This window comes from Streptomyces sp. NPDC025806, assembly GCF_055558275.1.
The window spans coordinates 330,729-341,553 of the sequence record NZ_JBVHMU010000010.1; the positions used below are offsets into that span (position 1 = coordinate 330,729).

General features: G+C 72.3%; 14 protein-coding genes. 7 read left to right on the plus strand and 7 right to left on the minus strand.

What is annotated here, in order from left to right:
- Position 1: 1 nt before the first annotated feature.
- Together ACZ4E1_RS24385 and ACZ4E1_RS24390 are read right to left on the minus strand one after the other, a co-directional pair.
- A complete protein-coding gene (locus tag ACZ4E1_RS24385) occupies positions 2-592 on the minus strand; it encodes an N-acetylmuramoyl-L-alanine amidase (protein WP_467542485.1) in 591 nt (196 codons plus the stop codon).
- A gap of 190 nt (positions 593-782) precedes the next feature.
- A complete protein-coding gene (locus ACZ4E1_RS24390; protein ID WP_467542487.1) occupies positions 783-1,016 on the minus strand; it encodes a hypothetical protein in 234 nt (77 codons plus the stop codon).
- 246 nt (positions 1,017-1,262) lie between these two features.
- Here ACZ4E1_RS24390 and ACZ4E1_RS24395 point away from each other — a divergent pair, with 246 nt between their 5' ends.
- The 3 genes from ACZ4E1_RS24395 to ACZ4E1_RS24405 all read left to right on the plus strand — a co-directional run bounded on the left by ACZ4E1_RS24395 (position 1,263) and on the right by ACZ4E1_RS24405 (position 4,529).
- Positions 1,263-2,669, plus strand: coding sequence for a family 2B encapsulin nanocompartment shell protein (locus tag ACZ4E1_RS24395; protein WP_467542489.1), 1,407 nt, complete (start codon positions 1,263-1,265; stop codon positions 2,667-2,669).
- Between the two features lie 40 nt (positions 2,670-2,709).
- Positions 2,710-3,768, plus strand: a complete 1,059-nt coding sequence (locus ACZ4E1_RS24400; RefSeq protein ID WP_467542491.1) for a family 2 encapsulin nanocompartment cargo protein polyprenyl transferase — start codon at positions 2,710-2,712, stop codon at positions 3,766-3,768.
- 158 nt (positions 3,769-3,926) lie between these two features.
- On the plus strand, positions 3,927-4,529 hold the full coding sequence (locus tag ACZ4E1_RS24405; protein ID WP_467542493.1) for a GNAT family N-acetyltransferase: 603 nt from the start codon (positions 3,927-3,929) through the stop codon (positions 4,527-4,529).
- Positions 4,530-4,565: 36 nt separating this feature from the next.
- On the opposite strand, the gene ACZ4E1_RS24410 is transcribed toward ACZ4E1_RS24405, so the two are convergent.
- Positions 4,566-5,156 (minus strand): TetR/AcrR family transcriptional regulator, encoded by a 591-nt coding sequence (locus ACZ4E1_RS24410; protein ID WP_467542495.1) that lies wholly within the window; start codon positions 5,154-5,156, stop codon positions 4,566-4,568.
- A gap of 177 nt (positions 5,157-5,333) precedes the next feature.
- Here ACZ4E1_RS24410 and ACZ4E1_RS24415 point away from each other — a divergent pair, with 177 nt between their 5' ends.
- Together ACZ4E1_RS24415 and ACZ4E1_RS24420 are read left to right on the plus strand one after the other, a co-directional pair.
- The gene (locus ACZ4E1_RS24415) at positions 5,334-5,921 is read left to right on the plus strand and encodes a dihydrofolate reductase family protein (RefSeq protein ID WP_467542497.1); all 588 of its coding nucleotides are present in this window, start codon (positions 5,334-5,336) and stop codon (positions 5,919-5,921) included.
- 17 nt (positions 5,922-5,938) lie between these two features.
- A complete protein-coding gene (locus tag ACZ4E1_RS24420) occupies positions 5,939-6,262 on the plus strand; it encodes a DUF952 domain-containing protein (protein WP_467542499.1) in 324 nt (107 codons plus the stop codon).
- Between the two features lies 1 nt (position 6,263).
- Here ACZ4E1_RS24420 and ACZ4E1_RS24425 read toward each other — a convergent pair whose 3' ends face one another.
- The 3 genes from ACZ4E1_RS24425 to sodN form a co-directional block, all read right to left on the minus strand.
- Complete coding sequence (locus tag ACZ4E1_RS24425; protein WP_467542501.1) at positions 6,264-7,214, minus strand: GNAT family N-acetyltransferase; 951 nt, start codon at positions 7,212-7,214, stop codon at positions 6,264-6,266.
- A gap of 32 nt (positions 7,215-7,246) precedes the next feature.
- On the minus strand, positions 7,247-8,080 hold the full coding sequence (locus tag ACZ4E1_RS24430) for an ATP-grasp domain-containing protein (RefSeq protein WP_467542503.1): 834 nt from the start codon (positions 8,078-8,080) through the stop codon (positions 7,247-7,249).
- Positions 8,081-8,314: 234 nt separating this feature from the next.
- The gene (gene sodN / locus ACZ4E1_RS24435; protein ID WP_161304267.1) at positions 8,315-8,710 is read right to left on the minus strand and encodes a superoxide dismutase, Ni; all 396 of its coding nucleotides are present in this window, start codon (positions 8,708-8,710) and stop codon (positions 8,315-8,317) included.
- A gap of 162 nt (positions 8,711-8,872) precedes the next feature.
- On the opposite strand from sodN, the gene sodX reads away from it, so the two are divergent.
- A complete protein-coding gene (gene sodX, locus ACZ4E1_RS24440; protein WP_467542505.1) occupies positions 8,873-9,316 on the plus strand; it encodes a nickel-type superoxide dismutase maturation protease in 444 nt (147 codons plus the stop codon).
- On the opposite strand, the gene ACZ4E1_RS24445 is transcribed toward sodX, so the two are convergent.
- The gene (locus ACZ4E1_RS24445; RefSeq protein ID WP_188336916.1) at positions 9,220-9,849 is read right to left on the minus strand and encodes a CGNR zinc finger domain-containing protein; all 630 of its coding nucleotides are present in this window, start codon (positions 9,847-9,849) and stop codon (positions 9,220-9,222) included. The two genes, sodX and ACZ4E1_RS24445, sit on opposite strands and share 97 nt — an antisense overlap.
- Positions 9,850-9,945: 96 nt before the next feature.
- On the opposite strand from ACZ4E1_RS24445, the gene ACZ4E1_RS24450 reads away from it, so the two are divergent.
- Positions 9,946-10,722, plus strand: a complete 777-nt coding sequence (locus tag ACZ4E1_RS24450) for a class I SAM-dependent methyltransferase (protein ID WP_467542507.1) — start codon at positions 9,946-9,948, stop codon at positions 10,720-10,722.
- Positions 10,723-10,825 lie beyond the last annotated feature (103 nt).

Consider the following 10,825-nt stretch of genomic DNA (forward strand, 5'->3'; position numbering starts at 1 on the left):
GCTACTTGAGCCGGTCCCGGATCCGCCCGCGCATCGCCGCCATGGTGAAGCCCTTCGGGTCGACCTTGCCCGGCTGCCACTCCAGGTGGCCGATGACGGACCGCTCCGTCCAGCCGTGGTGGCGGCAGATCGCGGCCGCCGCCTTCTCGATCGCCTCCAGCTGCGCCGCCGGCCACGGGTCGTCCCCGTCGCCGAGGTTCTCGCACTCGAAGCCGTAGAAGTGCCGGTTCCCGTCCGTGTTCGCCTCGTTGTCGTGCGGGAGGGCCTTCTCCGCGATCACCGCGCGCAGCACGTCGTCGTCGCCGAGGCCCGCGTGGTTCGCCCGCCCGTAGCCGACCAGATGGACCCGGCCGTCCTTGGTGATGACGCCGTGGCACAGCGGGCCCGGCAGATCCGGATGACCGTCCCGGCACAGCTCGACCGTGCGGGCGCTGCCCGAGGTGACGGTGTGATGGATCATCACCCCGTGCACCGGGCCCCAGGCGCCCTTGTGGTTGCGGTTGTGATGGCGCCAGTCGCCGACCTCGACCACCGTCAGGCCCTCGTGCTCGAGAGCGGCGAGAAAACTGCTCGCGGACATGGGTGGGGCCATGGCCGCCTCCTTCGCGGGCGCGACGACCGCCGGGTGCGGAACGCCTCGTACCGCTGCTTGTACCGGAACGGCCCGGCGCGGACTACTCGTTCGCATTCCGTGCGATTCCCGTGCGATGCGATCCGGACAGCCCGGGGCGGCCCCGCACGCTCCCTGCGGTCGGGGCCGGCCGCGACGGGCCCGCGGGCGGTCAGCTCCGCAGGAAGCCGTCCCCGTGCTCGGCGATGTGCGACTCCAGGGCCTGGAGCGCCTGCTGCGTCGCGTCCGGGCTGCCGCTGCCCCGGCGCTCCGCGTAGTACGCCGCGCCCAGGCGCTTGAGCAGATCGGAGCCGGCCCGCTGCGCCTGCACCTCGTCCAGCTTCTGCTTGCCCTGCGTCAGCCCGCGCTGCGCCTGCTCCTTGGCCCGGTCCAGAAAGCCCGCCATCGTGGTCACCTTTTCTGTCGTCCGCTGCCGGCGTCTGCCGTGTCTCTCGTCCCCTTCAACGTGCGCCGGGATCTTGGAGTTCCTAAAACCGGCGATGCGGGACGGACCGGATGGAGCGGAGGAGGAACGCGCGGCCACTGCCCCGCATCCGCGGGATGCATTCCCGCTCATTTGTGTAATGGCGCGGGCACACAGCGTGCTGGAAGGGTGGCGCTCGCAGGTCAGCTCATGATCGGGAGGGCATTCATGTCGGTAGGCGAAGAGGTCCGCACGGAGCAGCCGGGGGAGCAGAAGAGCCTCGGCACATCCGCCGCGCGGAATCTGGCCACCACCACCAAGTCCGCGCCGCAGATGCAGGAGATCAGCTCCCGCTGGCTGCTGCGGACGCTGCCGTGGGTCGACATCCAGGGCGGCACGTACCGGGTGAACCGGCGGCTGAGCTACACGGTCGGCGACGGGCGGATCACCTTCGTGAAGACGGGGGACCGGGTCCGGGTCATCCCCGCCGAGCTGGGGGAGCTGCCCGCGCTGCGCGGCTTCGAGGACCCGGACGTGCTGGACGAGCTGGCACAGCGCTGCACACAGCGGGAGTACGAGGCCGGCCAGGTCATCGCCTCGTTCGGCAGTCAGACCGACGAGGTCTTCCTCCTCGCGCACGGCCGCGTCGAGAAGATCGGCACCGGCCCGTACGGGGACGACGCCGTCCTCGGAGTCCTCGCCGACGGCGCCTACTTCGGCGACCAGGCCCTGCTCCACGCGGAGGGCATCTGGGAGTACACGGCCCGCGCCGCGACCGCGTGCACCGTGCTCAAACTGCCCCGCCGCGACCTGGAGCAGATCGCGGAGCGCTCCGACGCGCTGCGCGTCCACCTCGAGCGGCTGCGCGCGATCCCGGAGCAGCGGGCGAACCGGTACGGCGAGAAGGAGATCGACCTCTCTGCGGGACACGTCGGCGAGGCCGTGCTGCCCGGCACGTTCGTCGACTACGAGGCGTCGCCCCGCGAGTACGAGCTGAGCGTCGCCCAGACCGTGCTGCGCATCCACTCGCGCGTGGCCGACCTCTACAACCAGCCGATGAACCAGACGGAGCATCAGCTCCGGCTCACCGTCGAGGCGCTGAAGGAGCGCCAGGAGCACGAGCTCATCAACAACCGGGAGTTCGGCCTGCTCCACAACTGCGAGTACGACCAGCGGCTGCAGCCGCACGACGGCGCGCCGAGCCCCGACGACATGGACGAGCTGCTGAGCCGGCGCCGCGGCTCCAAGCTGTTCCTCGCGCACCCCAAGGCGATCGCCGCGTTCGGCCGCGAGCTCAACAAGCGGGGCCTGGTCCCCGAGAGCATCGACGTGGCGGGCAACCGCATCCCGACCTGGCGCGGCGTCCCGATCTATCCGTGCAACAAGATCCCGGTGACCGAGGCCCGCACCACGTCCATCATCTGCATGCGTACCGGCGAGGACGACCAGGGTGTCATCGGCCTGCGCCAGTCCGGCATCCCGGACGAGATCGAGCCGAGCCTGTCCGTCCGCTTCATGGGCATCAGCGAGCAGGCGATCATCTCCTACCTCGTCACCACGTACTACTCGGCGGCGGTCCTGGTGCCCGACGCGCTCGGCGTGCTGGAGAACGTCGAGGTCGGGAGGTGGCGTTGACCCGGCGCGAGCACCCCGGCGCCGAGCGGGTGGTGAGACCGTGACGCAGACGACGGAGCCGCCCGTGGCCGCAGAGTCCGCCGAGCCGACGGCCCTGGCGCAGGCCAGGGCGAGCGTCGATCCCGAGCTGCGCAGAGCCGTCGATGCGCTGCCCGGATCCATGCGCAGGGTCGCCCGCCACCACTTCGGCTGGGAGCACGCCGACGGCACGCCCGCGGCGGGGAACGCGGGCAAGGCCGTCAGGCCCGCCCTCGTCCTCGCCGCCGCGCGGGCCCTCGGCGGGGTGCCCGAGCAGGCCGTACGGGCGGCGGCCGCGGTGGAGCTGACCCACAACTTCACGCTGCTGCACGACGACGTGATCGACCGGGACGCCACGCGCCGGCACCGGCCCACCGCGTGGACCGTCTTCGGGGACGCCGACGCGATCCTCACCGGAGACGCCCTCCAGGCCCAGGCGCAGCTCCTGCTCGCCGAGGACCCCCACCCGGCGGCCCCGGCCGCGGTCGCCCGGCTCGCGGCCTGTGTCGTCGAGCTGTGCGCCGGCCAGGTCGCCGACGTCGCCCTGGAGGGGCGCGACCCCAGGGAGGTGACGCTGCCGGAGACCCTGGCGATGGCCGAGGCCAAGACCGGGGCGCTGCTCGGCTGCGCCTGCGCCCTCGGCGGGCTCTACGCGGGGGCGGACGCGGCGCAGGTCGCGGCGCTCGACGCGTTCGGCAGAGCCGCGGGGCTGGCCTTCCAGCTGATCGACGACGTCATCGGGATCTGGGGCGACCCGGCCCGCACCGGCAAGCCCGCCGGGGCCGATCTCGCCGTCCGCAAGAAGTCGCTGCCGGTCGTCGCGGCCCTCGCCTCCGGCGGACCCGCGGCGGACGAGCTGGCCGCGCTGTACGGGCCACCGGGCCCGGGGAAGGAGGGCCCCGCCGAACTGGAGGCGATCGCGCTGGCCGTCGAGCGGGCCGGTGGCCGGGACTGGGCGCAGGCCCAGGCGGCCGACCAGATGGCCCGCGCCGTCGACGAACTGGCGCGCGCGGTACCGGTGCCGCAGTCCGCGGACGGGCTGCTCTCGCTCGCCGAGTTCGTGACGCGCCGGGGGCACTGACCCCGCCGCCGGAGCGGCCGAGCCGTCGCGGGCCCCGCATTCCACCGCGATCCGGGCGGGGGAGCGGGGCCCGTGCGCCGCCCGGCCGGTGATCGCCTAGGCTGCCAACGCCCGCGCACGGACAGCGGGTTGGGGCGAGCCACAGGGGGCGGACGGGCGTGGGTGTGCGGATTCGGCGGGCTCAGGAGAGCGACCGGGACCTCGTGGTCGGGCTGCTGGACGCGGCGTTCATGGACGATCCCGTCAGCGGCTGGGTCCTCCCCGGCGAGGAGTACCGGCGGGCCCGGCACGCGCGCCTGATGGGCGTGTTCACCGACGTGACGTACGACGAGGGGTACATCGACCTGGCCGAGGACGGTTCGGCGGTGGCCCTGTGGGTCGACATGCCGGCCGAGCCGCACCCGGGCGAGGGCGGCGAGGACGAGGCCGTCCAGGTGCGTCTGGCCGTCGACCCGGACAACGAGCGGGTGGAGCAGATCGCTCGCTGGACCTCCGAGATCCACCCCGTGGGCCGCGCGCACGCCTACCTGTGGATGATCGGCGTCGCCCCCGACCGGCAGGGCGAGGGCCTCGGCACCGCCCTGATCGCGCCGGTCCTGGAGCGCTGCGACCGCGAGGGGCTGCCCGCCTATCTGGAGGCGAGCAACCTGCGCAGCCGCGCCCTGTACGAGCGGCTCGGCTTCGTCTTCACGGGCACCGCGCTCGACCTCCCCGGCGGCCCGTCGCTGTGGCCCATGTGGCGGGAACCGCAGCGGCCCTGACGCTCCGGCGGGGCCTCACGCCTCCGGAGCGCCCCGTCACGCCTCCGGAACGATCCGCTCCACCAGCCGCTCGACGACCCCCTCGGGCACGCTCACGCCCGGGATCGCGCCCTCCAGCATGCCCGGCATCGTCAGCGTCTCCAGGATGAGCCCGAGCGTGCCCAGGTAGAGCAGCGTGACCTCCTCGGCTCCGCCGGGCAGCCCGGACGCGAGGTGGAACGCGACGCCCTCGTCTAGGTCGCCGCGGAGCGACTTCATCAGCGAGGCGCGCAGTTCGGGCCGGCGGCCCGCCTCCAGACGCATCTCCATCAGGGCCAGGAACCCGGTGCGGTCACGCTGCGCGCGGCCCAGCAGGTCGTGCATGAAGGCGGTGACCAGGGCGCGGTCCCGGGGCCGGGTGAGCAGCTCCTCGACGACCGCCGGGTCCGGCGCGAGCCGCCGGTGCAGCCAGACGTCGATCTGGCCCAGCAGGTCGTCACGGTGGGCGAAGTAGTTCGACGACGTGCCGGTGGGCACGCCCGCCGCAGCGTCCACCGCCCGGAAGGTCAGCCCGCGCGCGCCCTCGGCGGCGAGCACCTCGACCGCCGCGTCCACGAGGGCGGCCCTGCGCTCCGGATTCCTCACCATGTCCGCACCCAACTCCTTCTGTCCGCCGCGGGCTTGCCGCAAAGGTCGCTGTAAAGGGCTGCCGTAAAAGGGCTGCCGTAAAGGGCTTGCGCAACCACTACAAGTGAAGCACTCTAAGTGTAGTGGTTCGCCGCACGGCAACCACACCACCTGTGTCGTCCACGAAAAGAGACCAGCTTGCGCAAGCTCACCTACTTCGTCGCCGTGTCCGTAGACGGCTTCATCGGCGACGAGTCCGGGAACGGCGACGTGTTCACGACGTACCTGGACGAGGAGTTCATGACCTTCCTCGCCGCCGACTACCCGGAGACCCTGCCGACCCACGTCCGGGCGGCGATGGGCCTCGACGGCGCCCCGAACCGGACGTTCGACACCGTCCTCCAGGGCCGCCGCAGCTACCAGGTCGGCCTCGACGCCGGCATCACCAGCCCCTACGGGCACCTGCGCGAACTCGTCGCCACGCGCAGCCTGGAGAAGTCCCCCGATCCGAACGTCGAGCTGATCCGCGACGACGTCGTCGGCCGCGTCCGCGCGCTCAAGGCGGAGGAGGGCGGCCTCGGCATCTACCTGTGCGGCGGCGCACAGCTGGCCGGACTGCTCGCCGACGAGATCGACGAGCTGATCATCAAGACGTACCCGGTCGTCTTCGGCGGCGGCATGCCGATGTTCGCCGGCCGTTCCTCCGCGATCGACGCGTTCGCCCTGGAGGAGAACCGCACGTTCGGGAACGGCGCGATCGTCCGCCGGTACGCCAGGAAGGCGTAGCGCTCTAGGTTGTACGTATGACTGAGCTGCTGCACCTCACCGAGCGCGCCCTGTGGGAGCAGGCCCGCGCCACCGGCACCTACACCGGATCGACCAAAGGCAAGTCCCTCCAGGACGTCGGTTTCATCCACTGCTCGTACGCGCCTCAACTCCGCGGTGTCGCCGAGGCGCTGTACGGCACGGATCCCGAACCCGGCAGGCTGGTCGTCCTGGTCGTGGACCGCGACCGGCTCGACGTGCCGGTGCGCGACGAGGAGGGTGTGCCGGGCGGCGAGCTGTTCCCGCACATCTACGGGCCGCTCCCGGTGGCCGCCGTCACCGAGGTCCGCGACTGGCCCTGAGTCAGCGGCCGGCGGGCTTGAGCAGCGGCGCGTCCACCGTGAACTTCCGGAAGCCGACGCCGTAATAGAGCTTGCGCGCCGCCGGGTGACCGGGTGCGCCCAGGCAGGCGACCGTCATGTGCCGGGCGCCCGCCGCCCGCGCCCGGTGCATCCCGTGCAGCAGCAGCGCCCGGCCGAGGCCGCGCCGCCGGTGGCCCTTGTGCGTGCCGACCGGCTCGAACTCGGCCGTCGCGTTGACCTCGTCGAGCCACATGATCGCCGAGGCGGCCATGGTGCCGTCCGGCGCCTCGACGAGCACATGCAGATCGCCGCGGTACGGCGCGGTCCGGCGCACGTTCTCGTAGGCCTCGACGTCGTACGCGCGCGGCCCCCACGCGTCCAGGTGCGCCCGGACGACGGCCCGCGGCCCGGCCTCGTCGGCGGTGCGGAAGCGGAAACCGGCGGGCAGTACGGGCTGTTCGAGATCGTCGAGGTCCCGCTGGTTGAGCTGGGTCCAGGAGCCCCGGTCGCCGAGCGCCTCCGGGTCCGTGCCGTAGCCGTGCGCCGCCCAGCGCTCCAGCGCGAACGCGTCGGTGGTCGGCACCACCGTGCGCTCCAGACCTGCCGCCACGGTGTCGAACCAGTCGATCACCTCGTCCACCAGGGAGCTGTGCCCGGGATCGACCTGATAGGTGAGATAAGCGCCCGTCACCTCGGTGGCCGAGCCGTCGCTGAGCACCACCCGGCGCGGCAGCGCGGCCCAGCCCCACGCGACCAGTTCGCCCGCGCCGTCGCGCCAGAGCCTGCGCCGCCAGGCGTCGCCCGCGCGCGCGTGGCCCCGCCCCCAGTTCCACGCCATCTCCCCGTACGCCGCGTCACTGTTCACCAGATCGGGACGGATCGCGGTCACCCGCTGGGCCATGCCCTGCATGAGCCGTACGTCCTCGGCGGTCAGCAGCTCGGAGTCAGCCATGGAACGACCCTGACAGAGCGGGGCACCCCGGTCTAACGACTTTCCGTGAGCGCGGCGCGCACCGACTCCGTCATCGCGGCGACGAACGCGTCCCGCGTCCCCTCGTCCACCAGGTCGAGGGAGAGATACGGATTGAGGTCCTCCAGCTCGACGAGCAGCAGGTCCCCCTCCGGCGTACGACAGGCGTCGACCCGCTGGATCCCGTGCCGGATCGTGTTCCACTCGACGAAGCGGCGGGCGAACTCCCGGTCCGCGTCCGTCGGTTCGTAGGGGCGCAGCTCCCAGCGCCGCTCCGGGGCCGGCGCGTACAGGGCGTACTGCATCGCGTCGTCCACGAAGTAGAAGGACACCTCGTACCGGAACCGGATCCGCGGCTGGACCAGCAGGCCGTCCTCGTAGGGGAGTCCGGGCAGTTCGCCCGGGCCGACGAAGCGCAGGCCTATGGAGTCGGCGCCCAGCTTCGGCTTCGCCACGTACTCCTCGGCGGCCGGCAGCCGGTGCAGGTCGGCGGCGCGGTCGACGGTCGGGATCACGGGGAACCCGGCGTCGGTGAGATCCAGCAGGTACTGCTTGCCGGCCATGTCGCCGCGGCCGTCCAGCGGGCTGTAGACCGTCGTGCCGCGCTCGACGGCCCGCGCGCGGAAGGCCTCGTAGGCCTCCGGATAGCCGATGACCGGGCCGCTGTTGCGCACGACGACCCCGTCGAAGTCGTCCATCAGCGCGGCGGCGTCCCGCGGGTGACACAGCGCGAGATCGAACGCGGAGCGCAGCCGCGAGGTCAGGAAGATGTCCTCGTCGCAGTAGCGGCGGCCACGGGCCTCGTAGGCGAGATCGGTGACGTAGAGGACACGGGGGCGGCGGGCCATGGGCGGGGCTCCTGGGGCGATCGGGACAGCGGGGGACACCTGTAGGGCGCGGCGCCCCTCAGTGTCCCGTACGCCCCGACGGGCCGCGCAGCCCGGTGGAACGGGCCGCTACGGCCCTTCGACCGGGGCCGGGTACGCCGAAGGGGCCCGGCGGGGTGACGCCGGGCCCCTTCGAGACGTTCGTCGGCCCTGCGAGGGTGCACCGCTCGAGGGTCGTGAACCAGCAGGCCGGGATCAGGCCTTCTTGGTCTCCCAGAAGATCTTGTCGATCTGGGCGATGTAGTCGAGCGCCTTCTGGCCCGTCGCCGGGTCCGACGAGGCCTTCGCGGCCGAGAGGGCCTTGAGGGTGTCGTTGACCAGCTGGTGCAGCTCCGGGTACTTCTCGAAGTGCGGGGGCTTGAAGTAGTCGCTCCACAGCACCGACACGTGGTGCTTGGCGAGCTCGGCGCGCTGCTCCTTGATGACGATGGCGCGCGTCTGGAACGCCGCGTCGTCGTTGGCGGCCATCTTGTCCTGGACGGCCTTGACCGACTCCGCCTCGATGCGGGCCTGGGCCGGGTCGTACACGCCGCAGGGCAGGTCGCAGTGGGCGCTGGCCTTCACCTTGGGGGCGAACAGGCGGGAAAGCATGGGGCAGGTCCTTCCTCGTGATCGTCTTCTCAGGTGGGACATTACTCCGTGCGGGACGGGTTTTCTCGAGTGCCCCCGGGGGCTTAGGCCAAAAGTCCGGGGCCAGACTTGGACTGATGGAGGATGGGACGGGAGCACGGCGGGAACCGGGGAGGTTGTCTGATGCCCGAGGCGATCGAGGAAGTGCGCGAGGCGAAGGTGCCGTTTCAGATCATTGAGGTCGAGGGTCCGTCGATGGTGCCGACCCTGTACCCCGGCGACTGGATGCTGGTGCACCACGGCACCCGGGTGCGGCCCGGGGACGTCGTGGTCCTGCGGCACCCGTTCCAGCAGGACCTGCTGGTCGTCAAGCGGATCGCCGAACGCCGCGACGGCGGCTGGTGGGTGCTCGGGGACAACCCGGGCGCCGGCGGCGACAGCACCGTCTACGGGGTCGTCCCCGACGAGCTGGTGCTCGCCCGGGTGCGTGGCCGGCTGCGCCGCCGCAAGCCGTGGGAGCAGGGGGAGGGTCAGCGCTCGGTGACGGCGGTGCTGTCCTGGGTGTTCTCCGCGGTCCGTCCCGTGCGCTGCGACCGGTCGGCCTCCAGGCGCTTGCGGGCCCGGTAGGCGGCCACGTTGGCCCGGGTCGCGCAGCGGTCCGAGCAGTAGCGGCGCGAGCGGTTCGTGGACGTGTCCAGGTACGCGTTGCGGCAGGGCGCCGCCTCGCACAGGCCGAGCCGGTCCACGCCGTACTCCGTCAGATGGAAGGCGAGGCCCATCGCGGCGATCGCCGCGTAGCCCGCCGTCGCGTTCGACGGGTGGTCCGCGAGGTGCATGTGCCACAGCGGGCGCCCGTCGTCGTCCCGGTGGTCGTGCCCGGAGATCTGCGGGCTCACCGGGAACTCCAGGAGCAGGGAGTTCAGCAGGTCCACGGCGAGCGTCTCGTCGCCGCCGTCCGCCGCCTCGAACACCGCGCGCAGCCGGGCCCGCACCCCGCGGAAGCGGGTCAGATCGGACTCGGTGGCGCGGCGGGCCGCCGACTGGTTGGCACCGAACAGGGCGCGCACCGCGTCGACCGAGGTCAGCTCGTCCTTGCCGCGGCCCGGCTCCTCGCTGTTCACGAGACGCACCGCGTAGTCCGAGTAATAGGCCAGTTCCACTTGTAGTCCTTACCGGGGCCGTCTATCGTCGGGGCGAGCGAGGGTAATGCTCGCTCCAGGTTTCAGGGTATTACGCGCTCGTCCGGGAGGGCTTCCATGACCGACGTGACCGAGACCGCCGCCGAGGGGACGACCGACTGGCGTGCCTGGCAGGACAGCTGGGACCGGCAGCAGGAGTGGTACATGCCGGACCGCGAGGAGCGGTTCCGGGTGATGCTCGACATGGTCGAGGCCTTCGCGGGACCCGCGCCGCGCGTCCTCGACCTCGCCTGCGGCACCGGCAGCATCACCGACCGCCTGCTGAAGCGGTTCCCGGACGCGACCAGCGTCGGGGTCGACCTCGACCCGGCGCTCCTCGCCATCGCCCGCGGGACCTTCGAGGGGGACGAGCGGGTCTCCTTCGTCACCGCGGACCTCAAGGACCCGCACTGGACCGAGGCACTGCCGCACCCGACGTACGACGCCGTACTGACCGCCACCGCCCTGCACTGGCTGCACTCCGAGCCTCTCGCCGCCCTGTATGGCCAACTCGCCCCGCTCGTCCGGGAGGGCGGGGTGTTCATGAACGCGGACCACATGATCGACGAGACGACGCCCCGGATCAACGCCGCGGAGCGGGCGCTGCGGCACGCGGGGATGGACCGGGCGCGGGCCGAGGGCGCGGTCGACTGGGCCGAATGGTGGGCGCTGGCCGCGGCCGATCCCGTTCTGGCGGGACCCACGGCCCGCCGCTTCGAGATCTACGGGGAGCACGCGGACGGGGACATGCCGTCGGTGGCCTGGCATGCGGGGGCGCTGCGCTCGGCTGGGTTCGGTGAGGCGCGGGCGGTTTGGCGGTCGCCGTCGGATGCGATGGTTCTGGCGGTGCGCTGAGCCTTTCGGGTGCGGGTCCGGTGGGGGCTGGTCGCGCAGTTCCCCGCGCCCCTGGAAGGCATGCGGCTTCGCCGCGCCTTCCCCAGATGAAAGGCACCCCGCA